Consider the following 25,482-nt stretch of genomic DNA (forward strand, 5'->3'; position numbering starts at 1 on the left):
AGCACAAACACGCTTTCAAGAGCCACATCCTGACCAAAATGTCGACCAAGCGTAAGCGTCAACTGCGCGGAAGCAGCTTGCTGCATCCGTCCGACGTGGCAAAAGTCGAGCGCATGCTGCGCCTTCGTTAATTTTTGGTTAAGACTAGAGGAAGTAACTCATGGCTCGTGTAAAGCGTGGCGTTGTCGCCCGTAAACGTCACAAAAAAATTCTGAAACTGGCTAAAGGCTACTACGGCGCACGCTCACGCGTATTCCGTGTTGCCAAGCAAGCGGTAATCAAGGCAGGCCAATACGCCTACCGTGACCGCCGTCAGAAAAAACGTCAGTTCCGCGCTCTGTGGATCGCTCGTATCAACGCTGGTGCACGTATCAACGGTCTGTCTTACAGCCGTTTCATCGCCGGCCTGAAAAAAGCTTCCATCGAGATCGACCGTAAGGTTCTGTCTGATCTGGCAGTGAACGAAAAAGCGGCGTTTGCTGCGATTGTCGAGAAAGCTAAAGCCACCTTGGCTTAAGTACCCCCGACAGTTCTTGTGCTCACCTTTGTGGGCTCAGGTGCTAAACGTCATAAATAGGGGAAGAGCCTTCAAGCTCTTCCCCTATTTTGTATCTGGAGTCTGTACATGGAAAACCTGGATGCGCTGGTCTCTCAAGCACTAGAGGCTGTGCAAAGCGCTGAAGATATTAATGCCCTGGAGCAAATCCGGGTTCAGTACCTTGGTAAAAAAGGTGAATTGACTCAGGTGATGAAGACCCTGGGGAGTTTGCCGGCTGAAGAGCGTCCACAAGTGGGAGCCCTGATCAACGTAGCCAAGGAGCGTGTCACAGAGGTTCTCAATGCACGCAAGGCGCTGTTTGAAGAGGCCGAACTGGCCGCCAAACTGTCTGCCGAGTCTATTGATGTGACCCTGCCGGGCCGTGGCCAGACATCAGGGGGGCTGCATCCGGTTACCCGGACTCTGGAACGTATCGAACAGTTTTTCACCCATATTGGCTACGGCATCGCCGAAGGCCCTGAGGTTGAAGACGACTATCACAACTTCGAGGCGCTCAACATCCCAGGCCATCACCCGGCCCGCTCGATGCATGACACCTTCTATTTCAATGCGAACATGCTGTTGCGCACCCATACCTCCCCGGTACAGGTCCGCACCATGGAGTCGCAGCAGCCGCCGATCCGCATCGTCTGCCCAGGCCGTGTGTATCGTAGCGACTCCGATATCACTCACTCGCCGATGTTCCATCAGGTTGAAGGCCTGCTGGTTGATCGCGATATCAACTTCGCGGACCTCAAAGGGACCATCGAAGAGTTCTTGCGAGTGTTCTTCGAAAAAGAATTGGCCGTGCGTTTCCGCCCTTCGTACTTCCCGTTTACAGAGCCTTCGGCTGAAGTGGATATGGAATGTGTGATGTGCAGTGGCAAAGGCTGCCGTGTCTGCAAGCAGACGGGCTGGCTGGAAGTCATGGGCTGCGGCATGGTTCATCCGAACGTGCTGCGTATGTCCGGCATCGACCCGGAAGAATTCTCGGGTTTTGCCTTCGGCATGGGCGTTGAGCGTCTGGCCATGCTGCGTTACGGCGTGAACGACTTGCGTCTGTTCTTCGACAACGACTTGCGGTTCCTCGCGCAATTTCGCTAGTCGTAACGAATTCTTAGGAGAGCAGGATGAAATTCAGTGAACAATGGCTGCGTGGTTGGGTTAACCCGCAGGTAAGTCGCGACGAGCTGGTTGCTCGTTTGTCGATGGCCGGTCTTGAGGTTGATAGCGTTACGCCAGCCGCCGGTGTATTCAGTGGTGTTGTCGTGGGTGAGGTGCTCAGTACTGAGCAGCACCCAGACGCCGACAAGCTTCGCGTATGCCAAGTCAGCAATGGTGCGGAGACCTTTCAGGTAGTTTGCGGTGCACCGAACGTTCGGCCCGGTCTGAAAGTTCCATTCGCCATGATCGGCGCAGAATTGCCTGGCGACTTCAAAATCAAGAAAGCCAAGCTGCGTGGTCTTGAGTCCAATGGCATGCTGTGCTCGCAAGCAGAGCTGCAAATTGGCGAAGGCAATGACGGCTTGATGGAATTGCCGTTCGATGCGCCTGTAGGCGAAGACATTCGTACCTATCTGGGGCTTGAAGATGCAAGTATTGAGGTCGACCTGACCCCTAATCGTGGCGACTGCTTGTCTTTGGCAGGCTTGGCCCGTGAGGTTGGCGCGCTGTACGCCGCAGAAGTGGCTCGTCCTGTAGTGGCTGCTGTTGCTGCGGTACACGATGAAGTTCGCCCGGTTGAAGTACTGGCACCTTCTGCTTGCCCGCGCTATCTGGGGCGTATCATTCGCAACGTCGATCTGTCGCGTCCTACGCCTCTGTGGATGGTTGAACGCCTGCGTCGCGCAGACGTTCGTAGCATCGACGCTGCTGTCGACATTACCAACTACGTGATGCTGGAGTTGGGTCAGCCGCTGCACGCATTCGATCTCGCCGAGATCAATGGCGGCATCCGCGTGCGCATGGCTGAAGAGGGCGAAAAGCTGGTATTGCTCGACGGCCAGGAGGTCACCCTGCGTAGCGATACGCTGGTGATTGCTGACCACGCCCGTGCATTGGCAATTGCCGGTGTGATGGGTGGAGAGCATAGCGGCGTGTCGACGACAACTCGCGATGTGTTCCTGGAAAGCGCTTTCTTCGACCAGATTGCCGTTGCAGGCAAAGCGCGTTCTTACGGTCTGCACACAGACGCCTCGCATCGCTACGAGCGTGGAGTTGATTGGAAGCTGGCGCGTGAAGCCATGGAGCGCGCCACAGGCTTGCTGCTGGAAATCACGGGTGGTGAAGCCGGTCCAGTCGTAGAAACGGTTAACGAACAGTACTTGCCGTCGATTGCCCCCATTACTTTGCGTGCTGCACGCATTACTCAAATGCTCGGCCTGGAAATGGATTCGGCTGAAGTCGAGCGTCTGCTCAGTGCTTTGGGCCTGGCCATCTCTGCTGACGGGGCAGGGCAGTGGCGCGTAGAAGTGCCTAGCCATCGTTTCGATATCAGCCTTGAGGTTGATTTGATCGAAGAGTTGGCTCGTCTTTATGGATACAACCGCCTGCCGGTTCGTTATCCGCAAGCTCGCCTTGCGCCGCAAGCGAAAACTGAAGCTCGAAGCGAACTGCCAGAATTGCGTCGCCTGTTGGTAGCTCGTGGCTATCAAGAAGCAATTACTTACAGCTTCATCGATCCGAAGCAATTCGAATTGTTCAACCCGGGCGTTGAGCCGCTGTTGTTGGCCAATCCAATTTCCAACGACATGGCAGCAATGCGTGCGTCTTTGTGGCCGGGCCTCGTTAAGTCCTTGCAGCACAACCTCAACCGTCAGCAAGATCGTGTCCGTCTCTTCGAAAGTGGCCTGCGTTTTGTCGGTCAACTGGAAGGTCTGAAGCAAGAACCAATGCTTGCTGGTGTAGTTTGCGGTGGCCGTTTTCCAGAAGGCTGGGCACAAGGTCGCGATGTTGTCGACTTTTTTGACGTCAAAGCTGACGTAGAAGCGGTGCTAGGCTTTGCCGGTGCACTTGATGTGTTCACTTTTGTAGCGGGCAGCCATCCTGCCTTGCACCCTGGCCAGACTGCTCGTATTGAGCGTGACGGGCAAGAAGTCGGTTATGTGGGGGCGATTCACCCTGAACTCGCAAAAACGCTGGGCCTTGACCGTCCTGTGTTCCTTTTCGAACTGTTACTGGCAGAAGTGGCCTCGGGCAAAATGCCGAAATTCCATGAACTGTCACGCTTCCCGGAAGTGCGTCGTGACCTGGCATTGTTGGCCGATCGTGACGTTGCAGCCAGCGATGTGCTGAATGTAATCCGTGAAAATGCAGGTGAATGGCTGACAGACCTCAGGCTATTTGATGTTTACCAGGGTAAAGGTATTGATCCGCATAGAAAAAGCCTTGCAGTTGGCTTGACCTGGCAGCATCCATCGCGCACTCTTAATGACGATGAGGTGAACACCACGACACAAAATATCCTCACCTCGCTCGAAAAAAGGTTGAACGCCACGTTAAGGAAGTGACGTATGGGGGCTCTGACGAAAGCTGAAATGGCGGAACGTCTTTATGAAGAGCTGGGCCTGAACAAACGCGAAGCCAAAGAATTGGTGGAGTTGTTTTTCGAAGAAATCAGGCACGCTCTTGAAGACAATGAACAGGTCAAACTGTCAGGTTTTGGCAATTTTGATTTGCGTGACAAGCGACAGCGGCCAGGCCGCAATCCGAAAACGGGAGAGGAAATCCCGATCACGGCTCGCCGTGTGGTCACCTTTCGTCCAGGGCAGAAGTTGAAGGCCCGAGTAGAGGCTTATGCTGGAACCAAGTCATAACGACGAGCTCCCGCCGATTCCAGGCAAACGCTACTTCGCCATTGGCGAAGTAAGCGAGCTATGTGCGGTAAAACCGCACGTGCTGCGCTACTGGGAGCAAGAGTTTCCTCAACTCAACCCCGTCAAGCGACGCGGAAACCGCCGGTATTATCAGCGACAAGACGTGCTGATGATCCGGCAGATTCGTGCATTGCTTTACGATCAAGGTTTCACGATCGGCGGAGCGCGCTTGCGTCTTTCCGGCGATGAAGCCAAAGATGACACCACGCAATACAAACAATTGATTCGCCAGACTATCTCCGAGCTGGAGGATGTTTTGCTGGTACTTCGTAAATAATTCTGGCTTTAAAATACTTTCGTATTTCAAAAGCTTAAGGTATATTTCTCGACGTTCTAGCAAGTTGTAACGCCTAGTCGGGGCGTAGCGCAGTCCGGTAGCGCACTAGCATGGGGTGCTAGGGGTCGAGTGTTCGAATCACTCCGTCCCGACCATATTTTTCAAGGGGTTGCGATATTTTATCTCGCGACCCTTTTTTATTTTTGGCCGTTTTTACCCCCACAAAACCACCAGCTCTGGCTGGAATCCTCACGGCTTCCGCGTGGGCGGGCGCAGGCTTTGGCGCTCACGCGTGGTCTCTTTACCAATGTTGTTTGGTCTTTCTCTTCAGGTCCTAACGTTTTTGAGTGTTTAAGACTATTTTCTTGGATTGAGAACTACATACAGGTCAACCATCAGCTTGTTTATCTCAGGTCGCACGGCTCATCCTGCGTACCCGGCAGTTAGGCTTGGGCGGCACTGGGATCGTATAGCCGTCGGGGACTAGACTGCGTAGGTCATATTCCATCATGAACAATCTAGCTTAAAGGCGTGGCAGCGGCCTGTAAGTTGAGGCTGCTTGGCGAATAGTTCGGACCCTTCTAGTACCGCGCGGATGATCCAACCTAGTTGGGTCTCTAGCCGAGTGAAAATTCTCGCTTTGATCTAGCAGCCGCCTATTAGCCTAGCCCCCCCGTTAGTCCGCAAACTACCCGTTCCTGCTTGCTATGGAGCAGTGGTGCAGTCATCATTTCGCCACCTTGATGGCTATTTGATACAGCTGCACGTAACGGACGACGATTTCTGCTGAACCCACCCTCTAGAACGATAAAAACGGCAATTTATGCTGCGCAGCTCGCTCGCGCATAGGAATGTCATAAGTCGTTGATTAACAACGCGTATGGATATTTTTAATGCAATTTTTTAAAAGATTCTTTGCCTTTATTGCTTCCCTTTTTTCGAGCCAGGAAACGGAACAAAGCGAGCCGCTCATTCCAAAGATAGATCCGGAGAAGCTCAAGAAAAAGTTCGATCTTAAAAAAATCGCTAGAGAGCACGGCGCGCTGGGCTTCCCGACAAGCAGTGCTACGCAAATCACTGCCCCCGAACACGATGTCCGGGCGGAGCTGGGCCGTATGCGTGAGCAAACGGTGAAGTACGGTGAGCAACGGATCAAGCAGATTCAGAATCGCCTGGATTCGATCGACATTACGCTGGAGATGAATCGCGCTATCGAGTTAGGAAACGAATTCGTACGTACGTCCGATCATCACTTGACGCGTGAGAACGGACGCATGATGGATTTTGCCGCCGATACGAGAGCGAAATTCCAGCTACTCAGTGATTTCCGTAATAGAAACCGTCTGCCAAACGTCCCTGCCAAATGTCCCAGTGGCGCCAGCAAGTTTCTGAAGTTGATGGTAGTCGTTGGCTGCTGTGTGGTGGAGGGTGGGCTTAACGCCACTTTTTTTGGTTCGGGTTTGGAAGGTGGATTGCTAAGCGGATTTTCGATGGCTTTCATGCTGTCTTTTTTCAACGTGCTCATCTGCTTTCTCGCCGGTTTAGGTTTCAGAAACAAGAACCATGTCAGCGGTTCGCGCAGGCTTTGGGGGTGGCTCTCTTTTACTCTGGCATTGGCCGTGATGCTGGGATTGGGGGTATTGATTTCCTACTTCCGCTACGTGTTGACAGTCTTTGAGGATGGTAGCCATAACTCTTTCCCTCTGGTCTGGCAAAGTTTTCTTGCAGGCGTATTCCCCATACAGGATTTCGAGTCGTTGATCCTGTTCTTCGGAACAATTGTGTTTGGATGTGTGGGCGTGTGGGAGGGCTACAACTTCACGGATCGTTACCCGGGGTATGCAGGCGTATGGAGTCAATATGCCGAGGCTCACCGCAACTACATCGAACTGATTGAAGACTTGCGAAACAAGCTGGAGGCCGAGAAAAGCGAAGTCTTACTCAAAGTCGATAGCGGCGTACAGGTGGCCGAGAAGGCGATCAAGGCATTTAGGTTCAACATGAATCAAAAGTCGATCGTAAAAAAACAGGTAACCGAAACATTGGTCATGGCCGATGAGACGCTACAAGGCCTCACCCGGTACTACCAGAACGAGAATGTGATGGCGCGCCCAAAGGATGCACTCCCGCCAGACTACTTTGATCATCCCGTGAAATTCGGGTCGTTAGAAATGCCGGACTTCAGTATTCAGAAGGACGAGTTGAGATTGGAAGCCCAGGAACAGCAATTGCGTGAACTGATCGCTGATGTAGAGCCGATCCGGGCGCGAGTCCAGTCGTCTTTTAATCAGCAATTCAACCAGCTTCAGCCGTTGCAGGACTTGGTATAAGGGGATTTTTGATGTCGGTTTATGCCAAGCGCGAAAGCAATGTTGGGAAGTGGCTCCTTGGAGCGTTGATCGGTGTAGTAGTAATTCTGGTGTTGGGTGGGGTCGTCTATTACCAAATGAACCATGACACATTGGACAAGGAAACCCTTTGTCCCAGCAGCGGCCCTAAGGGCCAGTATGTCGTATTAATCGATAACACCTCGCCATTTCCGTTCACTCAGAAAGCTGCGTTGTCTCAACGTCTCAAGACGATGGTGCTGAGCGATCTACCTGAAGGGTACTTGCTGTCCGTGTTTCTGCTCGGGGAGAAATTTGTACAAAACGAAAAGCCTATCTTCGAACGCTGCAACCCTGGCCAATGGGGCAATCGTAGTCAACTCACGGCGACCAAAAAATTTGTCGATAGGGATTTCAATGAAAAGTTTGCCAAACCGCTCGACGCAGTTGTGCACCAAATTCCGCTAGACGAGCACAGCAAGCGGTCGCCCATTTTTCAAATGCTCCAATTGGTCGGAATCAATGGCTTTGATCATGCAAACGTAAAGGGTGACCGAAGACTCGTCATTTATTCGGACATGTTGGCGAACATGCCTGATTTCTCAATGTACAAAAGTAAACGACACAATTATGCGGAGTTTGCCAAGTCTCCTTATGGTCGTAACGCTCAAGCGCCCGGGTTAAACGGAGCCATCGTGACTATTAATTTGCTGGCAAACGAGGAGAAAACTCCACAGACCAACGAGCTTGGTAATTTCTGGGCTCAATATTTCGACGCCAATGGGGCATCGGTTGAAGGAATTACTGCAATGGAGGGGCTGTAATTGGACATCAACACGCTCACACGTCGGGTACAGACCTATTTCATTGCGGCCGTAGTACTCAAGGCTTCTCTTGCCGTAGCCAGCCTCACACTCAACGAGCCTTTTTGGCTAGGCTTTGTGCTTCCGTTGGTGGTGATGTGTTGTTACTGGTTTGTGGGCTACCGCGTACGGGAGAAGTGGAACGTCCAGCTTACGCTCGCGAAATTTGCGGACTCGGTGTACTACCTCGGTTTCTTATTCACTGTTGGCAGCATCATTATCTGCCTCCTCGACATTAACTCCATTGGTGAGAATCTCAATGGAATGGCCGTTCGGTTTGGAGCGGCGATGGTGAGCACGGCCATCGGTATGCTGGCGAGGGTGCTACACACCGGCTTCAAAGTTGATACGAATGATGCGGTCAGGAGCGTTGAGGAGCGTGCTGTTCAGTCGGCCGAAAACCTGACCATGTCTTTTGATGCCGCCAGCCAGCAGCTTGAGGTTTTCAGGGATCAAGTCATGGCGGCTTCCAAGGAAGCAGTGCAGAGCGTCCATGAGCAAATCACGGCTATCTCTCAGCACAGCACCAATGCTATGGATGAGTTTTTCGCCAGCGCTACCCGTCAAAGCAATGAAGCCTTCGAACGCATCCTCAAGCAAGCCAACGATGCCAGTACAGACTTACTAACCACCATCAACGGCCTTTCTGAGAAAAGCGAGCAGACACTCAATCGCATGGAATCTCATGCGCTCGACTTCGGTAAGAAAGCACAGGAGCGGCTTGACCAGACCTTGTTCCCGGATGACCTTTTCGCGAAAAAGCTCAACCCTGCTATCGATACGTTATCCGGAACCACCGACTCCCTGAACGAAGGAGTCTCGACACTGGCCCTCGACGTCAAGTCCGCGGCTAGGATGGTGGGCACCGCGATCCGCAGCTTGAACACCAAAACTGAATCGATAGGGCAGGCCGTCGCTGCTGTAGGTTTGATAGTAGAAAGCCAGGAACGCTTGGCGGAATCGATGAAATTGCAGGGCAGTGACGTCATGGATCGAGTCGAGCGCATACAAAAGGACTACCTGGACTCGTTGGAGGATCAACGAGAGGACTTCATGGAAGACATGAAAACCAGCCAACAAGTGTTCGCGAAAATTGTCGAGAAGCTTGAGGAATTGCGCGCCGTAGTCAAAGACGACACCGCAGTGGAGCGTTTGAGCAAGGAAGTAACGGGCGCTCTAAATTCTCTCAGCGATTCCGGCCTTAAAAGTAATGAGGCCCTCGCAGAAAACTTGCGCTCGGCGCTGATGCCGTTGGTTGAAGCGGTCGTGGCCAGTAATGATGTGCACACTACACTGGCTGCCAGTGTTGAATCGAGCAACCGCAATATCGAGTCATCTCATTCTCAATTGCTGGATGAGCTGATGGGCAAGATTGACCTCATCAACAATCCTGAAATGCGCCCGCTAGCCATTAGCGAGGTGGCTTCGGGACCATCACTTGAATCAATTGCCGGTGCGACGCTGGCTCTCGATAACGTGACTGCGGCTGATGTGAGAACTGCCTGATGAGCTCTAAAAATGATCAGGTGTTTCAGCTGTCGCTCACCGAAATCTGGATCATTCTGTGTTTCATCCTGCTGTTGCTGATGGGGTACAAAGTTTGGCAGCTCACGCATAAGAATACGGAGATGGCGAACAAAATTTCCGCCTATCAAAATATCGATGAGCGTGAACAAGCTATCAAGCTTGCGAGCGATGAACTCAAGGCCCGAATGGTGTCCCTTAAGGTGAAAAATCCGGATGAGATCATTTCAAAACTCGTCGATGCCTCCAAGGCAAAAGAGGAAGCCGGCCGTCTCCAGGTGCTGCTGACTCAGAAGGATGAACAGCTTACTGCGCTAGCAGCAATCGATAAGGCTTTGCAGGAAGCTGGAAGCAAAAATAAGGGTGAAGATGCTAAGCGTTTGATCCTCGAAACGATGATGTCCTATGACCAGCTTAAAAAATTGGTGGTCAATCCTGACGAGGAAAAGGATGCTCAGCCCACGGATGTCATCAAGCGAATAGGTGCTCTCCAAGCAACCGAACAATTGTTGAAGACTGCTCTAGGGCAAGAAGGCATCCCAACTTCGGAGCAAATTTCGGACTTGGTGAAGAACGCTGAAGCTTATGCTCAAGCCGAAAAACAAGGTGTAAATCCGACAACGCTGCAGAAAACCAACAGTGACTTGAAAGGGCAGGTTCAATTTCTACAAAACAAGCTGAACAAGGGCAAAGGAGGCGATCTGCCGCCTTGCTGGGCGAACGAAGCCGGCAAGGCAGAGATGTTCCTCACGGTTTACTTAAAGGAGGATTCACTGAGCTTTGAACCTGCCTGGCCGCCAACACGGCAGGCGGATGCCGAAGCGCTGCCCAATTTCTCTGCGTTGATGGCAAATACCACTCGCTCGTATGAGGATTTTCTTCAGGCGGCGCGCCCCATCTCTGATTTAGCCAATCAGCGAGAGTGTAAATTCTATGTACGACTGGCGAGTCAAATTCAAGGTGCAGTGATGTCCGATCGGCGCCGCTTGATGATAGAAAATCTGTTCTACAAGGTTGAAGTTAGACGTTAGGTCTCGTCGTCGATACCCTGGTTTCTGAACCGTGTTGACGGACTCTGAATTACGCAAGGCGGCTGGTAGTGATCACTCATCACCGGCCCAGCGGTGGGACATCGGCGTGTTCCTACGTGGTTGCGTCGGGTTCAAACGAGGTGGGTTTCTTCCGCTTATTTTTCCACAGAATAAGTCTGTGCGAAAAGAATTGCCGTTGAGATATCAAGCGATATGGAAGCAAACGATTTCATCAGCAAAGATTGAGGTAGTGCCCAATCCCACTTTTCGCGCAGCATGTTTTCTACCTCCGAAAGTATCGAGTCTAGATCTGCCGCATCCAGGCTCCCGACTTCCTCCAGCGCCATTTGGGTTCGACTGATGTCGGCGTCAACCTCAATCGCAAGGCCTGCGTTTTCAGAAGAAAGGCCGACATGATTGAGTAACAAGCGCAGTGCATCGTTGGCATGATCACCTAGCCAACTCATCAGATAACACTTACCGCCCGACTCAACTATGTAGCGCTTACCAAGGCCCAGCGAAACAAATGTCTTTCGAGACTCGTCGAGAAGCTCTTGAGCCCCTCGATCAATAAAGGGGCAGGGGAGTGTGTCTGCCAAGACGGCTCGCATTTCTTGGCGTACGTTGTCATGCACCATCGCACCCAGACCATCGAACTGAGGAGGGGCACCACCGCGTGCTGCTGAAACGATGATGACTTTGGCCTGGAGATCAACGTCACGCACTTGCCATCGTTGCCCCCCGAAAATAATACGCTGATCCTTGGTAAGTGGGCGGCTGACAGGCACAGATCCCAGTGCCCTACCATTGCACACAAGGCGAAATTCTTCGTCGCTGGTGAAGGCACTGTAGAACTCATAGTGGTTGATCAATCGCTCTCCAACCGTCCCAGGAAGCAACAATCCTGAGCTGTCCTGGACAATGAGCTCGTGCTCTCCGAGCGCCTTGAGCAGCTTCACAAAGTCCGGTTTCTCAACTTTTGGAAACGCCCCCTCAGCAATCAAACTTTTCCAGAGATCTGTAGCAGATGCACCCCCGCACTGGGCAATCACGGAAAGACATTGTTGAACGAGGGTGGACGCGTGAATGCCTTGAGCCCTGGGAGGTTCAAACCATCCTTGGGCCAGCAGTCGAACCATCGCAATGGTCTGAACCAAGCCCTGGCGCAGTTGATCCGAAAGGCTCGATCCATCTTTGAGTGGCGATTCCTTGCAGTAAACGCGCAGCGTTGCTTTTTCTCCTGGGCGCCTTCCCGATCGCCCTAGACGTTGTCGCAGACTCGCCACCGATGGTGGGGCACCGATCTGCACGACTGTTTTGATGCTGCCGATGTCTATGCCGAGCTCAAGCGTCGTGGTGCAAATCGCGGATGCCGCATGAGTCCCTGCCTTGAGAGCATGCTCAGCTTGCTCACGTAAGTCCTTCGAAAGGCTACCGTGATGAGGCCAGAATTCGTTAGGCACGCCGTCTCTCTCGCAGCGCCGACGCAGTTGATCTGCGTACCATTCAACCTGCGACCGACTGTTTGGGAAAATTAGGTTATTACTGCCGCGTAACACCTTGTAAAGATGATCAGCGATCGCGAAGTCTGGGCTTGCCTCGTTCTCTGCCTCGTCTTCACTTCCTTCCTGATCAGAAAGCTTTGCGGGCTTCTTCTTGAGCTCGCTCATGGGTGGCTGAATATAACCACGAACTTGCACCTGGAGAGTCTGGTTGGAGTTTTTTGATTCAATGACGGTAACGCCATCGGCATTTCCAGGACGCAAAAACTCCGACGCCATCTTCATGTCGCCGAGGGTGGCCGAGAGCCCTACTCTAGGGAGGCGGTGTCCGGCAACCAGTTCTACCCGATGCATTAGCGACTGAAGTTGCTTCCCTCGTTCGCTACCGATGAACGCATGCAGCTCGTCCACGACGATATAGCGTAGGTGCTGGAACACCCCGCCAAGACTAGAACCGCGATTGACGAACAGGGCTTCAAGGGATTCAGGAGTGATCAGAAGCACCCCCTCAGGGGACTTCAAAAAACGATGTTTTTTGCTTGAGGAGATGTCCCCGTGCCAAGCCACTACGGGAATCTCAAGCTGCTCACAAAGACGGCTTAACCTGTCCCACTGGTCGTTGATCAGGGCCTTGAGCGGGCTGATATACAGCACCGAACCGGGTGGGTCATTATGATTCAGCAGATTCGTGAGGATGGGAAGAAAAGCAGCCTCGGTTTTGCCTGCCGCTGTTGCTGCAGCGATGATGACATCCTGATCGGCATCCACCAGCACAGGTACCGCCCATTCCTGGGCGTCGCGCAAAGAAGTCCAGCCTTCCGCCCAAATCCATCGCTGGATTCGGGACTCAAGTTGATCGAAACCCGATGACTCAGAGTGTGAAGGTGGCAAGTTCATCGTCCGCATCGACTTTGGTATCGTCTTCGCCGCCTGAGTCCCTGGCGACCTCGACAGCTCCAAGCAGCGTCCGCCAATCGGCGCCTGGGTTTTGCTCCAAGATGGCTAGCAGGTTGATGAACGCTGTGATCGTGGTGCGCGGCGTACGGAAGTAGGCTTCCCCCAAGCGCTGATTACAGTGCGCCATAAACAGTGGGAGCGCCTCGTCAGGCAGTATGTACTTTTCAGCATCTCCGCCAGCGTATACGTGACGAAGTTTCTGAAGCAGTACGTAGAAGTCTTCCGGGGTCAGACTGGTCAGGCGAATGACCGGCCCCGACAGATCCACCAATCCTGATTTCGCAAACGAGTTCTCGGCCAATCGAGATTGCAGGGCAGGGTAGCTGAATAGCCCCCGACGAGTGTCCATCAAAAACTCAGGCGTGCCACCTAAAACGAAACCAAGCCCTTCGGACGATCCCTGCAGAGAGTCATTGAGGATACGGAGGATCTGTTCGTAATTGGCATTACGAGCTTGGGTATTGGCCAGTTTGTAGAGGTTGACCAGTTCGTCGAGGCAGATCATCAGACCACCAAAACCTGCAAGTCTGACGAATCTCGACAGGAGCTTGAGCTGATCGTAGACGGAGGCATCATCAATGATGGTTCGTACGCCCAAGGCTGCCCGGGCATCAGTCTTAGTGGTGAACTCTCCACGCAACCAACGGATGGCGTCGGCCTTGAGCTGCTCGTTGCCTTCTTCGAAACCTCGGCAATAGGCGGCAATCACCTCCGCAAAATCATACCCGTTGACCATCTCGGTCAGCCCGGCCAAGTGAGCACGAATAACAGTCTCGCTGTCCGTACCCGCCGCCTTGGCTTCGGTTTTGGCCTGAGAGATGAATTTCTCAACAATGCCCTGCATAGCCCCACCGTCGGGCTTCGTACGCGTCGACATGTTTTTAGCCAACTCGGAGTAAAGCGAACGTGCTTGTCCACCCGTGGCATGTAATCTGCGATCTGGGTTCAAGTCGGCATGCATGGTGACAAGCTTGCGCTCCATGGCAATGGCTCGTACCAGGTTCAGAAAGAACGTCTTGCCCGCACCGTACTCGCCAATGACGACTCGAAATGCCGATCCACTTTCAACCAGGCGATTGACGTCCTTGATTAGTGCATCCAGTTCGCCTACCCGGCCAACCTGAATCAGATGTTGGCCCACGCGAGGAACGACGCCTGCGCGTAGCGACTGGATGACCGCATCGCGATCCTTGGCTCTGATAGTGCTCATAGGGCTAACTCTTCCAGAATGTCTGTATTGATCTCGACAGGGTCATCACCCTCCGTGACGGGCATGTCGAAACGTTCAAAAGCCATGTCGTTAATTTGTTCCAGGGCACCATCGAGCATCAGCTCCATGTCGCTGGCGGCAGCTTCAAGTTCGGAGCGGCTCCACTCAGGGCGTGAGATCAGCAACCGAAGGAATGCAGAGTGTTCTAAATCGAGACCATCAATGTCTGCACTCGATTTTTGTACTGATTCTGATACATCGACCAACTGTTCCGGTTCGTCAACCTGGTCATCAGTGAAGACTTTGGCAAGGAGGGCGGAGACCTCTGCGGTTTCTCGTTGCAGTTCTGCAATGCGCTCGTGATCAAGCACGAACCCTTGATTCGCAGTGGCGGTGATCGGGGTACCAGGCTCGGAACGAGGAATGCCGGCTTTTGGTTTTACGGAGGCAATACTTGCTCCAGATGCAGCACCGTGGAGATCGCTGTACAGCAACTGACTGTCTAGCTGCAGGGTCTTGTAAACGCGCTCAAGAAGTTTCACTTCCAATGGGCTGACGATGCCATCAGCTTGCGCCAGATGGGCCAGGAAGCTGGCAATCGTGCGTTTGGCTTCGACCGTTAGTGGGTCGAGTTTTTTCTTCAGGCTGGCCAGCGTTGGTGGTTGCTGGATCTGGATTCGCAGGTGTGCTTTAAGGCGTTTGCGATGGGCCACACTCAGGTGATTCCAGGAGTCGATGTGTTGAGCAAGCAGCGTAACTTCCTCAGTGGAGGTATCACCATCGGCAGAAGCCACAGCACTAGCAAGGTCGAGCGTCACCGAAGCAGCATTGTAAGCTGCAGAAGCTCGCAGTGACCCGTCTTCTGGTTGAGTCACGAACAGCGCTATTTGATCCTCTGCTTTCGGTGTCTTACTGCCAGCCAGTACGTCGGGTTCAATACCGATGTGAAGCGATTCCAGCGCGCGGGCAAGTGCAAGTACTTTGTCGCGGGACAGGGCGCCGGCGCTCTTGAACCGGCCTGCGAGTTCGCCAAAGCTCATGACAATCAGGTCGTCGCCAATTCTGAATTGAAGCTCGTCCAATTCTGCACGGGCTGCCGTCGGCCAGAGAGCGACGGGAAGCTGCAAAAGACCTTCGAGAGCTTCTGCGCTATCAGGGTTGCGGCCCAAATATCGGCTGTAGGGTTCAAGCTCGGTAGTGCATAGCTCAACCAGCAACTGCAGGCTTTTTCGTGTGCCTGAAGTGGCCAGGACATCAGGAAGTTCACCCAAGCTAAGCGTGGGCGCCATTAAGACCGCGGAGGCCGGCCGATAGCTGGTTTTAAGCTTGGTCTTGTTCTGCGCCAGGCTAAGACCCTTAGGATGGGCGCTTGTGTACTTAAGCTTGAACAGTCTCGAAAAGACATCCTTACAGCGGGTCACGGGCGTGCGTTTGCTGATGTTGGGGTCAGCTAGCGCCCAGGCTAGTGCCCAATCGGCATCAAGGGGGCGCTTGTTGGAGGCGAATTGCCCCAGACCTACGCGCAGTGGCAGTGGCATCTCGTAGCTATAAGCGACAACGTTGGGAGGTGGGCCAAGGTAAAGGTCTGGATCGATCTTGGTGTTGCTCAGGTAATCCAGAAAACCTTCCGCATATCCCCTGAACGACCTATTTTCCCCGTAGATACTCAATAGGCGCTGGACTTCTTCGACGATCAAAGGAAGCTCAGCCTTGACGCCCGGGTCACTCACTGCGTCAACGAGTGCTCGACGCTCTAGACCATAGAAATACAAAAAGACGTAGCCGGTCTCTGCCAGTGGGTAACGACGACCACCCTCCAGCCATTGAAGGTATCCACGGCGAGCCTCTGACGTGATGGAGTGAAAACTGGGCCAATAGGACATCAGCCGTTCTTCTAGATCGACGTGTGTCTTTGCGATACGAAGCTTAGGGTTTATCAGTGAAGGTTCTTCGGCATCGTGCCGGCCACCTAGCACACTGCCCATATAGAACATGCCACCGGGAATTGAAAAACCGGAAACGGTGACAGATTCACCTGCTGGCACCCAGCGAACATCAGGTTTTTGCGTGCTCGCATTTGGAATTTTGAAGGACTTTGAAGATGCTGAGCCGAGTTGGGCAGTGTAAAAATCAGAAGTTTCCTCTGTGCCCATATGGCTCCCTGAAACCTCACGGATAGAGAAAGTGAGGCCTGACCGTTGATGCTCTCGCAGATGTTCCGTCTCCGAAACGGCCACTGACAATTGCTCGGCGTGTCGCCTTGAGCGACGAACCAGCAGCCAAAAAACCGCGGCAATGCAAGCAATAACACCAATGGCGATCCAAGCATTTTTCGGGATCGATGCGACTGCGCCGAAGGCCAGAGCGAAAATGATCAGGATGCCATTACTTGTGGAGTTTTTTGCCTTCTTCCTTGCCATGAGTCGTTTCAACCTTGAAAGATGGGTGCTGGCGCAATGGCAGTATCCGATAATTGCCCTACGAGAACCATGGGGTGAGGAACGCTATTGATCGGAAAATTTTGCTTGCGCACGAATAGCTATAATCATCAGAAGTAGCTTTTCAGCAGGAAGCGCTCAGATCATCCCCCTCCAATGCTGCTAGCTGCGATTCATTGTGGGCATCTATCAGCCGATTCTGTTGAAAAAGTCGGTCTTTCCAAATTGCTCGCATACTGACCGATGAAAACGCCTTTTTTTCGCGCCGCTACGCGAAATCTGGGTCCGCCAACCTCTGCCGAAAGTAAAAATTTCAATCTCAGGCGCGTACTTTTCTGCTGCGCAAGCCATGGCTGACTTTTTCAACAGAATCAGCCAAAAGCGGTCACTCAGTTTCTTCGCGAAACAAGGGAAGTTCAGTCACCCGTAGAGTTAAAAAACTGTACACGGCAAGCATGGAGGATATCTAGAAAAACCAAGAAAATTAAACTCTCAAGCTATGCCGCAATGATGGTATCCGATATATTGTTATAGTGCTCATAGAGCGGGTAATGATCCTCAGATAAGTCGAAATTACCGACTATGCCTTCATTCCCTACAAGCCTCAATGACAAAAGCTACCATTAAAGTAGCTTCTGCCAGTGACAACCTATTTCTTTGAGGACTTGCTAGGTTTCAAGTCGGGATTGTTTCCCTGCGTGTCTTTATTGTCACGGCGACGCTTATCAACTTCGCCGGTTGATTTAGCAATTGGCTTTGGGCCTGGTTTAAGCGCCATAAGATCTCTCCTTGATGTTGGTATTGATTTGGTTGTTGCAGAATCATCTTATTGGTACTGGCTGATACTTTCAATAGACATGAGATGCTTGATTTTAGCTATGTGAAAAATTGAATTAGCTTTGGCAGTATCTAATGATGATCTACCGGCAGGCCAGGTTGTTGATTTACATCCATTTGTGCGACGTTGCAGGTAGCACAGCACGTCCAGGGTCATTCGAGCATTGCTCAGGGCGCAGTGGGAGCCGACCTCCAGCCCCCCGCATTCGATAGCGGCCTCGATAAGCTTGATCCAGCGCCATTGCCAGCCCATTCACCAATCCATATACAGCAGCATTGCGCAGGCGGTGGTCAGCTCCGGAGCGGTTAGTCCGTGGCGATGGTGGGCAGGCGCCGATCAAAGGAGGCGCTATAAGCAACGACAGTTCGCCCCGCGACGATAGCTGCGTATTGCTCGGCAACGTGCGATGGCTACCATGTCGTCGGTGATACCTTGAATTCATGTGAAATCGTTCACGATCTTGAGAAAACCAGACCGATGCCTCCTGACAAAGGGATCAGCAGACCCTACCTGATGTTCACGGAAAGTTAGAGCAGTTGAGAGGATAATAGTGGTGTTAGGGGAAATGGGGTCAGGTATGTACTCGTCCACTGCGAAATTTCGCTGTCAAGCCGCTAGCAACCCGAGATTGAATGGCAGCTCCTGGCCGTTTTCAGTCTGCCGCGACCAACTGAAACGACCCAAAACGGACACACAAGCGCTTGGGAAATGATCGCTTAGGTAAGGACTTTTAACCTACATTATAGGTGGGTACATTCTCTAGTAAAAAATTTCAAGCATAGGGAGTAAATCTTACTACCATCAAAAAACAAACCGGCGCATCGCCTTATAAATAGTAATTCCCAGAATCCTTAAACTCATTTATTAGGCGCTCCACACGTGCAAGCGAATAGCCAAATCGCGACTTGTTTGCTTTATTGTCGCCCACTAGAAAATACCTATCGAAATATTCGTAAAGTTTTTGGCTATTCTTCTCCCTAAATTTTTTTTCGAAAATTTCTCTGACTATTAAGGATTGATTCCCTTTTAAATATCCATCAATCCTCTGCGCGCCAGCCTCTAGCGTGCAGCTGCTGGCTAGATAGAAATGGCAAACCTCTATAAATATCTCTTCTGTCAAGCGACAAATCCATTCACCATTTAAAAGTACACTACCTTCTAATCTCTTAACGGCTTCTCCAATATCCAAATTAGTGAGAAATACGCTATAGAAAGCTCTCAACCCATAAAGTATCTCATCCGGCATTACTGTGAGGCTTGGACCAATGGCGCACCAGCATGGAGCTGGTTTAGTGATACCCATGGTATGTGAGAAATAGTCTCCAAAACAGGCTGAAAATATCAGTAATAGGTTAAAATCGGTAGCGAAGTTCAATTGTTCCGTCTTTACAGACACCTGCTCCCAGCTTAGATCGCTGCCGTCGCTGAAATCTAAACCGTCCTGTGGATGGCCATGGCATTCTATGTGCACAATTGGATAAACATCATCGCGAGCATCGACAATAAGATCATCAATTACTTTAGTGAATTCGTCTGAACTTTGGCAGTCAATGATTTCGACTGGAATATCGTGCCGATGTTCTTCTATTAACGACGAAACATAATCGTACAAAATGCTGCCCGTTTTAACTTCATCAGCATTCAGGGATTGGATGATTACGATTTTTGAAAAAGAGATGCCTGATGACATGTGTAAGCGATTCCGTCATATTTATGATGGGGCATTTTAGCCCTGGCGCATAGGCTAAGTGTAGGGCTTGCGGATTTTTCCACCGATACTGCTATAAAAAATAATAATGTACTTTGCGCCTGCTACCTATCCGGTGATGAATACGCTATGGACTTCCTTGCGAAACATCTATCCAGCAGTTATCCCTTCAGGTTATGTGGAAATGTTGTCAAGCTTAGTGGCTGACGACACAGGCGGCAATACCACGGCTAGGTCGCGCTATTCGGAGCATTTCATTCCGTAATTTTTATGGGCACGCAGATTCTGCACAGACCAAATCAATTTTGCTAAATCCCCATACCCTATCACTCGCGTTATATGAGCTCATGAACTCCGGAAGCGAAATACATGTAAATTCGCTAATTTTTTTTGCAACGTAAATCGGGTAGCGGGTAATCATGGCATAGCCAATAGAGCGAATTTCAGCCTCTGGAGAAAAGTTCTCTCGAACATATTTCTCGACAAGCGGCAAGTTATCCCTGACCCAAGAGCATTTTTTTGAAAATTTCTCACTGTAATTGTTTTTATCAGCGACAAATTTTGAGTAGTCATCAAGATACATTCGAGACTCGGTAGCCATGCCGACCTGTTTTGCTTCAATGACGACCAGCATTTTTTGACGCAAGCAGTAACCTATGAAATCAATCTCGCCCACATTTTTTGGGACTTCTATCCGCTGTCCGCTTTTTAAGCGTATCATTTTAAGTGAAGCCACTCCAACGACACCAACACTATTAAGGTTATCTTTCACAACCTGTTCGAACCACTTTCCGGCCTTTAGTGAAAGCGCGGAAAGATCTAGATTAAGCTTCGCGGATCGCCACTCGGGCGGGAGCTTTTTAAACGCCACCCCGGATATCAACAGGCTGAGGCATTCGTCTGCCATACGCCTGGAGAAAAACAGCAATTCGTTCCTACTATTTGGATCCATGAAGAACCCCCGCTTATAGGCTCGATACTCCTGTTTGGGCCGAATAAGCCGCCTCCCTTCACTCCTCATATCTTTCGCGGTGAGTGTAAACCCATCTAAAATTAGGCCAGCTTGTTCAGAAGAAATTGAAAAATCCCTACTGATTTCATTAACCCACGTGGGCCGATGAATAAGTCCGACAGCGTCAGGCTCATCGCAATAACTACAATTTTCAATCGTCGATCTTAATATGGCAATAGCATTCTGATAGGTAACACCTAGTTTTTCTTTAAAGCCGTCACCAATAATCTTATCGTGAGTTTGAATATCGAACAATATATCTGGACTCGGAATGCAGCTTTGAGAATCTCGATAGCCTTCTCTAGGGTCGAACCTAGTCAGCGCATCCTCTTTTACATCAAAGTAAGGGTTTTTTTCTTGATTAAGCGTTAGTGTAACTTCGTCAAGCATATGAGTGTAGTGATCACTGCGCATATAGAGCGAAACTAACTCCTCGGCTGCGATAAACACCATAGCAATGGCATCCCACTGCTCCTGAATACTTTCGCGCACCCCTTCCTTCGACATACCAGAGATGCATAATTGCTCCAACAGATGTTTCATGCCCCTCCGCGCGTTCATTGCATAAACGGCCCAAAATTCATCTTCCTCGGACGTAAGTTTTCCGAGTTTGTGCAGATCTGAAATTTTACCGTACCTTTCGTATTGCTGAACAAGAAAAGGTACAAACTCATGTGGATCAATACGAGGTAAATATTCATTCAGTATTTCGTTATAAATACCGAATTTTAAATTCACGATGCTTGTCACTTCTTTTTTATCAGTATATATCTTGGGCGCAAACTCCTCGAATACTCCGCTCTTAACTACATCGTATACATAGTCTTCGTAATTTCGAGGCGCCCTATAAAACTCGATCCCGCCAATATGCTTAGGTATTTTCATTTTATTATCTCGATGAGGCGAGCTTGGCATCTACGTTGGACAACGTGCTTCGCATACTAAACTCGGAGGCGGCGCCTATGAAAATTGCTAACAAACATATCCTCATGCTGGGTCGACAGCAATGGCCATTCGCCATGATCCGCCCGTCTTCTCTCGCTATCCCCATGATGGCCGCTTGTTACCCAAGTGAACACTGCTACTGAAGCCTTTATGCGTCTGGGCGATACAGCATCACCGCAACCGACCTGAAGAGAGCCACCCTGCTACAGGAGTGATGCCGAGGAGAGCATTACGGGCCGATCTCTGCCTGTGGTCGCTGGCAGCAATGGGCAACTCTCTACTGATTATGATGAAGAGCTTCATGATCAAGTAGAGAGCGCTTCCCGGGTGACTTCTTCAATGGCCGCAACTAGGGCGTGCTGGTTGTGCAGGAGCAGCGTGAGAGCGTCCACTGTGTGTACGTTGGCTTCAATATTATCTAGCATGGATTCGTCCTTGAGTGACCGGAGCAGGTAGACTAGCTGAACTCGCTGCTGGCAGGATTCACTTCTCCAGATCTAACCAGTCATTTGCACCGGATTTGACCCGTACCCTTAGTTACCATGACCGGGAGTGAACAGCCAAAAGCGGCCCTTCAAGACTGGTTAAATCCATATAGCGTAGGGCTAGTAGGGCTTGCTCAAGGGTTTTAATAGGGGCATCCCGACGCAAAATGAATGTCTCTTTATGGCCGATTCTGTTGAAAAAGTCGGTCTGCCCCAACTGCCTGATCATTGACTGGTGAAAACGCCTTTTTTGCACACGGCTACGTGAAATCCGAGTCCGGAGGCCTCTGCCAATAGTAAAGATTTCAATCTCGGACGCGTACTTTTCTGATGCGCAAACCATGGCCGACTTTTTCAACAGAATCGGCCGATTTCTGCCGGTCATGATTGGCAGAAATCGAGCCAAATAGCGCGCTCGGCGATGTCATACGAAACTATGAGTAATCAGTACTAAAGATGCCGACTTATGAAGTCGGTAGCAATCCAGTCGCGGTATAGGTTGGGAAAGACATCATCGACTCGGTCGGCGGATGCTCGTAGGTGGAGGACAACACGGCACTGAGTCGGTCGCCCAACAGGTTCCAGGCACGTCTCTTTTCTTCGGCATAATCGTGATGCAGGTAATGGCGTCTTACCCGGGACCCGGCCAACACATGATTTTGGCAGCGGTCGATGACGTCCAGGCTAACCCCTAAGGCCTGCATCATGGTTGCGCCCGTGCGGCGTAGGTCATGCGGTGTCCAGTCACCGTTCTGGCCGTTGGCAATGACCAGGGTATCGTCGTGACGCCGTCGCGAGAGGGCCTTACGGTTTTTGAACCGGGCCTGGCGGTCACCCACCTGTTTGCTCGCTACTTTCACATCAACATGCCCATCATCCTGCTTGTTGGGGAAGCACCACTGGGAATGTCCCGTCAGGGTCTTGAGTTCCTGAAAGAAATGCAGGGCAAAGGGGGAGAGGAATACATGGTGGTCTTGTTTCTTGCCCCGGGTGCCTTTCACGTTTTCACTGGGGAGGAACCACGTCTGCAGGTCCAGATCGACATTTTTCCATTCGGCCTGCAGCAACTCGCCAATCCGGCACAGGGTGCCCAGGCTGATCCAAAGCGCGAGTTGAGTTTCTTTTTTTAACGGCCGAATGCCCTCGTACTTTTGACCCGCGGGGAGGGCGTTGTAATCGGCGGTCATTTGCTGGAAGCGGTTGTGCAGTTCCAACAGCTCAGCCGGGGAAAGGATGCGGCTTCTTTCCGCTTCGTAGTCGGCAGGGATCAACGGGGAGATGTCGACCAGTTCAGTCGGATTACCCTCAACCAGTAGCGCCCGCCAAGGTTGGCGCTTTCTAGCCCAGCTGAACATCTGGGTGAGGTCGGCGAAGAAACTGATGGCTTGCCGGTGAGCGCCGCGGTTGACCACGGCCCGGATCAGCGCCCGAACATCATGCTCGGAAACACTACTGACTGACGTCTTGCCGAGTGCTGGGTAAAGGTCCTTACTAAAGCGTCGTTGCAACTCGGCATTGCCGTCTTTACGCGCGACGCCATCCAACAGCCAGGCCTTAGCCAGATCCTGGACGGTCAGTGTTTGCACCTTCGTCGACTTTTCCTGTGCGGCTTTTGCGTTCGTCGCGGCATGAGCCTGTGCCTTGGCGGTTTTCTTTTGCTCGTTGGGATTGATCTGCTCATCAATGAGCGCCCTGGCCTGATTACGCGCCTTGCGGATGTCTGTGAGGGATTTGCGCGGCCAGGTTCCGCAGGCGTACTCTTTGTTCTGGTCGCCCCAGCGATAACGATAGAAAAAGCTGACCGACACACCGTCCTTGCGGACTGAGATTCGACCGGCCAGATTGCCATCCTCCCGGAGGATTCGGCCGGCATCGTTGGGAGTCAGCGACTCGAGTTCTTTGATGGTGATTTTGGCCATGAAACGGACTCCCCCTACTTTTACCCCCACAAAAACGTCAGCTCTTGATGGACGTTACTGGACTCTCGTAGAGCAGAACACCGCTGGAGCTCAAGTAAATACTAGCTTAGAAAAATCCAGAGTAAAATTTTGGAAGCTTTCAAGAAGTATGAAAAAGGAGATGGGGTGCTAGGGGTCGAGTGTTCGAATCACTCCGTCCCGACCATATTCTGTAAGGGGATCAAGTACTTAGGTGCTTGATCCCCTTTCTCGTTTCTGGCGTGCGCAAAACTGGCGCAAAATGCGCGCAAAACTATCCAGTGATTTCACTGATATTCAGGTCCGGAATCGCATCCGACCAGATGACTTCTGCGTGGTCTTTCTGATAGTTCTTGGTCATGGTCTCGCTGGCATGGCCCGCAATGGTCTGGCCATCTTTACCGGCTCTTTTGTACAGGTGCAGCGACAGCGCTCGCACTTCATGGAAGCCCGGCATTTCCTCTTCTTTCCAATCCGCATAACAGCCAGCTAGTTCTCGTGCTTCTTTAAAAGAGCGCGTTAGAAACCGATCCTCAACCTTGGTCCAGTGCTCTTTGGTCTGCGCCTGCTTTTGCAGCAGTCGTTGCGGCTTGCGATGGATCAAGAAGGGCGAGGCGATGTTGTCTCGACAGCGAGTTATGACGGCCTGCAACTCGTCAGTGACCTTGAAACGAATCCACGCTGTATCACTGGCCTTGGCTGTCTTCTTTTGTACCAGGTACAGGAACCCATCCCGAACGCCATCAAAGCGCATGTCCAGAATGTCTGAGCGCCGCTGAGCAGTTATCAGTGCCAAGTCGATGGCGTTGCGCAGCCAAGGTGGGGCTACTTCCCTGATTGCCTTCAGGCCTTCCACGGTATGGCGTTTGCGTTGCTTCTTTTCGATACGGTTGATCGTGCTCGATGCCGGGTTGTCCGGGCATAAGCCTTTCGACGCGGCATGATTGAAAATGTCCACCAGCAGAGCGCGGCTTTGATTGGCGCTCCTTGGAGTCAGTGTGTCTAGCAACTCGGCAACCATGCGTATTGTTATTTGATCGACGGCTTTGCCCTCAAAATGCTTTCGGAAGCGTCTGAAGTGAACGGCGTACAGCCCGAGCGTACCCTTGGCCAGCTCGCGGGGAGGCAAGATCTCCGCTTCGTATTTGTCCAGAAAAGCCGCAAATGATCCCGATGGATTGCCCATGACAGAGCGGACCAGATCGGCGCCTTGCATAAAGGCCAGATTGAGCTGTTTTGCAGCATCGATTGCCCTGATCCGATCGGTACCGAATTGAAACCACTTACCGTCGCTGGGGCGACGGTAGCGGTAGGTCGAGCGCCGTGTATCAAAGTACAGGTTCTGCGGTAGGTGCTTGTTCGCACTATTGCGTGGTCGTGGAGCCATCAGGCCACTCCTCTTAGCACCATAGCGACCAGGTCGTTGCCGTCAGCTATGTTCAGTGCGTTCCAGTCCACATACCAGAGCGAGCCTATCTGCTCGCCCGGCAGCTTTCCGTTGCGGATGTAATTGCGAATAGCTTGTGAGCAGAGCGGTGTCCCGTTCTCACCCCAGCGGCGGCGTTGGTATTCGCTAATTTTGATCAGCTCTTTACGCATGGTCATCCCCTCCGATAGTGATGCCTGGGTGCTTATACCCCACCACAAGCTGCGCGGGCGGGCGATTCTTAGCGTTTAGCGGTGCATCAACGTGGGCTGCCTCGCGCAGCTTTTTGTGGGATATAAGCACCCCGGCAGTGGCGCTAAGAGCTTTAGTAATGCCTGCTGCTGCGCAGCAGAGACTGTTTTTTACAGGCGCGGCGATCCCACTGGCGTTGCGGAGCAAGGCGGACAGGGGCAAGTGGTTGGTCAGTGAGTGCGTCATGCCGCTTTTCTCCGGGTGCTGGTGGTAGGTTGATTCTTCTGCCCATCGGTCAGGCCGTGGCGGTAACCGATCCAATAAAGCAGGGCCGCGCTGAATAACAAAAAGATCAAAGCGCTGATCTGGATAGAAGTCATGTGGTGTGCTCCTGGTG

20 protein-coding genes and 1 tRNA gene are annotated in these 25,482 nt (G+C 51.8%); 11 read left to right on the plus strand and 10 right to left on the minus strand.

Annotation, left to right across the window (positions count from 1 at the left end):
• The 11 genes from ACIQYF_RS14175 to ACIQYF_RS14225 form a co-directional block, all read left to right on the plus strand.
• A partial coding sequence (locus tag ACIQYF_RS14175) for a 50S ribosomal protein L35 (protein WP_402863211.1) occupies positions 1 to 131 on the plus strand: 131 nt, incomplete at its 5' end.
• Between the two features lie 29 nt (positions 132 to 160).
• Complete coding sequence (gene rplT, locus ACIQYF_RS14180) at positions 161 to 517, plus strand: 50S ribosomal protein L20 (RefSeq protein WP_003442184.1); 357 nt, start codon at positions 161 to 163, stop codon at positions 515 to 517.
• Positions 518 to 625: 108 nt separating this feature from the next.
• Complete coding sequence (gene pheS / locus ACIQYF_RS14185; protein WP_402862601.1) at positions 626 to 1,642, plus strand: phenylalanine--tRNA ligase subunit alpha; 1,017 nt, start codon at positions 626 to 628, stop codon at positions 1,640 to 1,642.
• A gap of 26 nt (positions 1,643 to 1,668) precedes the next feature.
• A complete protein-coding gene (pheT, locus tag ACIQYF_RS14190; RefSeq protein ID WP_402862604.1) occupies positions 1,669 to 4,047 on the plus strand; it encodes a phenylalanine--tRNA ligase subunit beta in 2,379 nt (792 codons plus the stop codon).
• Positions 4,048 to 4,050: 3 nt separating this feature from the next.
• Entirely contained in the window at positions 4,051 to 4,353 is a 303-nt protein-coding gene (gene ihfA / locus ACIQYF_RS14195) for an integration host factor subunit alpha (RefSeq protein ID WP_002553164.1), read from the plus strand.
• Positions 4,334 to 4,690, plus strand: coding sequence for a MerR family transcriptional regulator (locus ACIQYF_RS14200; protein WP_019829202.1), 357 nt, complete (start codon positions 4,334 to 4,336; stop codon positions 4,688 to 4,690). The genes ihfA and ACIQYF_RS14200 overlap by 20 nt, the downstream gene beginning before the upstream one ends.
• Positions 4,691 to 4,768: 78 nt before the next feature.
• Positions 4,769 to 4,845 (plus strand) — tRNA-Pro (locus ACIQYF_RS14205).
• A gap of 738 nt (positions 4,846 to 5,583) precedes the next feature.
• A complete protein-coding gene (locus ACIQYF_RS14210; protein WP_402862610.1) occupies positions 5,584 to 7,020 on the plus strand; it encodes a hypothetical protein in 1,437 nt (478 codons plus the stop codon).
• 11 nt (positions 7,021 to 7,031) lie between these two features.
• Positions 7,032 to 7,841 (plus strand): hypothetical protein, encoded by an 810-nt coding sequence (locus ACIQYF_RS14215; protein WP_402862613.1) that lies wholly within the window; start codon positions 7,032 to 7,034, stop codon positions 7,839 to 7,841.
• Positions 7,842 to 9,386, plus strand: a complete 1,545-nt coding sequence (locus tag ACIQYF_RS14220; RefSeq protein WP_402862616.1) for a hypothetical protein — start codon at positions 7,842 to 7,844, stop codon at positions 9,384 to 9,386. It abuts the gene before it with no gap.
• Entirely contained in the window at positions 9,386 to 10,435 is a 1,050-nt protein-coding gene (locus ACIQYF_RS14225; RefSeq protein WP_402862619.1) for a hypothetical protein, read from the plus strand. The genes ACIQYF_RS14220 and ACIQYF_RS14225 overlap by 1 nt, the downstream gene beginning before the upstream one ends.
• A 155-nt stretch (positions 10,436 to 10,590) precedes the next feature.
• Here ACIQYF_RS14225 and ACIQYF_RS14230 read toward each other — a convergent pair whose 3' ends face one another.
• From ACIQYF_RS14230 to ACIQYF_RS14275, 10 genes are all read right to left on the minus strand, one after another.
• On the minus strand, positions 10,591 to 12,834 hold the full coding sequence (locus ACIQYF_RS14230) for a DEAD/DEAH box helicase (protein WP_402862622.1): 2,244 nt from the start codon (positions 12,832 to 12,834) through the stop codon (positions 10,591 to 10,593).
• Positions 12,809 to 14,104, minus strand: a complete 1,296-nt coding sequence (locus tag ACIQYF_RS14235; protein WP_402862625.1) for an ATP-binding protein — start codon at positions 14,102 to 14,104, stop codon at positions 12,809 to 12,811. Before ACIQYF_RS14235 ends, ACIQYF_RS14230 begins: the two co-directional genes overlap by 26 nt.
• Complete coding sequence (locus ACIQYF_RS14240) at positions 14,101 to 16,524, minus strand: TerB N-terminal domain-containing protein (RefSeq protein WP_402862628.1); 2,424 nt, start codon at positions 16,522 to 16,524, stop codon at positions 14,101 to 14,103. The genes ACIQYF_RS14235 and ACIQYF_RS14240 overlap by 4 nt, the downstream gene beginning before the upstream one ends.
• Positions 16,525 to 17,368: 844 nt before the next feature.
• Positions 17,369 to 17,632, minus strand: coding sequence for a hypothetical protein (locus tag ACIQYF_RS14245; protein WP_402862631.1), 264 nt, complete (start codon positions 17,630 to 17,632; stop codon positions 17,369 to 17,371).
• A gap of 574 nt (positions 17,633 to 18,206) precedes the next feature.
• Positions 18,207 to 19,070: a hypothetical protein gene (locus tag ACIQYF_RS14250; protein ID WP_402862634.1), complete on the minus strand. Its 864-nt coding sequence runs from the start codon at positions 19,068 to 19,070 to the stop codon at positions 18,207 to 18,209.
• Positions 19,071 to 19,356: 286 nt separating this feature from the next.
• Positions 19,357 to 20,985 carry a hypothetical protein gene (locus tag ACIQYF_RS14255; protein ID WP_402862637.1) on the minus strand — a complete coding sequence of 543 codons (1,629 nt, stop codon included), beginning with the start codon at positions 20,983 to 20,985 and terminating at the stop codon, positions 19,357 to 19,359.
• A gap of 1,009 nt (positions 20,986 to 21,994) precedes the next feature.
• The gene (locus tag ACIQYF_RS14260) at positions 21,995 to 23,449 is read right to left on the minus strand and encodes a tyrosine-type recombinase/integrase (protein WP_402862640.1); all 1,455 of its coding nucleotides are present in this window, start codon (positions 23,447 to 23,449) and stop codon (positions 21,995 to 21,997) included.
• 292 nt (positions 23,450 to 23,741) lie between these two features.
• Complete coding sequence (locus tag ACIQYF_RS14265) at positions 23,742 to 24,854, minus strand: phage integrase Arm DNA-binding domain-containing protein (RefSeq protein ID WP_402862642.1); 1,113 nt, start codon at positions 24,852 to 24,854, stop codon at positions 23,742 to 23,744.
• Entirely contained in the window at positions 24,854 to 25,066 is a 213-nt protein-coding gene (locus ACIQYF_RS14270) for a hypothetical protein (RefSeq protein ID WP_060693524.1), read from the minus strand. The genes ACIQYF_RS14265 and ACIQYF_RS14270 overlap by 1 nt, the downstream gene beginning before the upstream one ends.
• 261 nt (positions 25,067 to 25,327) lie before the next feature.
• Complete coding sequence (locus ACIQYF_RS14275) at positions 25,328 to 25,465, minus strand: hypothetical protein (RefSeq protein WP_402862646.1); 138 nt, start codon at positions 25,463 to 25,465, stop codon at positions 25,328 to 25,330.
• Between the last annotated feature and the right edge of the window lie 17 nt (positions 25,466 to 25,482).

The sequence above is a fragment of the Pseudomonas sp. NPDC096917 genome (assembly GCF_044762555.1).
GTDB lineage: Bacteria > Pseudomonadota > Gammaproteobacteria > Pseudomonadales > Pseudomonadaceae > Aquipseudomonas.

Bases quoted from the DNA above. Each gene is read 5' to 3' on its own strand.
- ACIQYF_RS14275 (WP_402862646.1), bottom strand. From the start codon at position 25,465: ATGACTTCTATCCAGATCAGCGCTTTGATCTTTTTGTTATTCAGCGCG.
- ACIQYF_RS14270 (WP_060693524.1), bottom strand. From the start codon at position 25,066: ATGCGTAAAGAGCTGATCAAAATTAGCGAATACCAACGCCGCCGCTGG.
- ACIQYF_RS14235 (WP_402862625.1), bottom strand. From the start codon at position 14,104: ATGAGCACTATCAGAGCCAAGGATCGCGATGCGGTCATCCAGTCGCTA.
- ACIQYF_RS14260 (WP_402862640.1), bottom strand. From the start codon at position 23,449: ATGGCCAAAATCACCATCAAAGAACTCGAGTCGCTGACTCCCAACGAT.
- ACIQYF_RS14255 (WP_402862637.1), bottom strand. From the start codon at position 20,985: ATGAAAATACCTAAGCATATTGGCGGGATCGAGTTTTATAGGGCGCCT.
- ACIQYF_RS14240 (WP_402862628.1), bottom strand. From the start codon at position 16,524: ATGGCAAGGAAGAAGGCAAAAAACTCCACAAGTAATGGCATCCTGATC.
- ACIQYF_RS14225 (WP_402862619.1), top strand. From the start codon at position 9,386: ATGAGCTCTAAAAATGATCAGGTGTTTCAGCTGTCGCTCACCGAAATC.
- pheS (WP_402862601.1), top strand. From the start codon at position 626: ATGGAAAACCTGGATGCGCTGGTCTCTCAAGCACTAGAGGCTGTGCAA.
- ACIQYF_RS14230 (WP_402862622.1), bottom strand. From the start codon at position 12,834: ATGAACTTGCCACCTTCACACTCTGAGTCATCGGGTTTCGATCAACTT.
- ihfA (WP_002553164.1), top strand. From the start codon at position 4,051: ATGGGGGCTCTGACGAAAGCTGAAATGGCGGAACGTCTTTATGAAGAG.
- ACIQYF_RS14200 (WP_019829202.1), top strand. From the start codon at position 4,334: ATGCTGGAACCAAGTCATAACGACGAGCTCCCGCCGATTCCAGGCAAA.
- ACIQYF_RS14250 (WP_402862634.1), bottom strand. From the start codon at position 19,070: ATGTCATCAGGCATCTCTTTTTCAAAAATCGTAATCATCCAATCCCTG.
- ACIQYF_RS14245 (WP_402862631.1), bottom strand. From the start codon at position 17,632: ATGGGCTGGCAATGGCGCTGGATCAAGCTTATCGAGGCCGCTATCGAA.
- ACIQYF_RS14265 (WP_402862642.1), bottom strand. From the start codon at position 24,854: ATGGCTCCACGACCACGCAATAGTGCGAACAAGCACCTACCGCAGAAC.
- pheT (WP_402862604.1), top strand. From the start codon at position 1,669: ATGAAATTCAGTGAACAATGGCTGCGTGGTTGGGTTAACCCGCAGGTA.
- rplT (WP_003442184.1), top strand. From the start codon at position 161: ATGGCTCGTGTAAAGCGTGGCGTTGTCGCCCGTAAACGTCACAAAAAA.
- ACIQYF_RS14215 (WP_402862613.1), top strand. From the start codon at position 7,032: ATGTCGGTTTATGCCAAGCGCGAAAGCAATGTTGGGAAGTGGCTCCTT.
- ACIQYF_RS14210 (WP_402862610.1), top strand. From the start codon at position 5,584: ATGCAATTTTTTAAAAGATTCTTTGCCTTTATTGCTTCCCTTTTTTCG.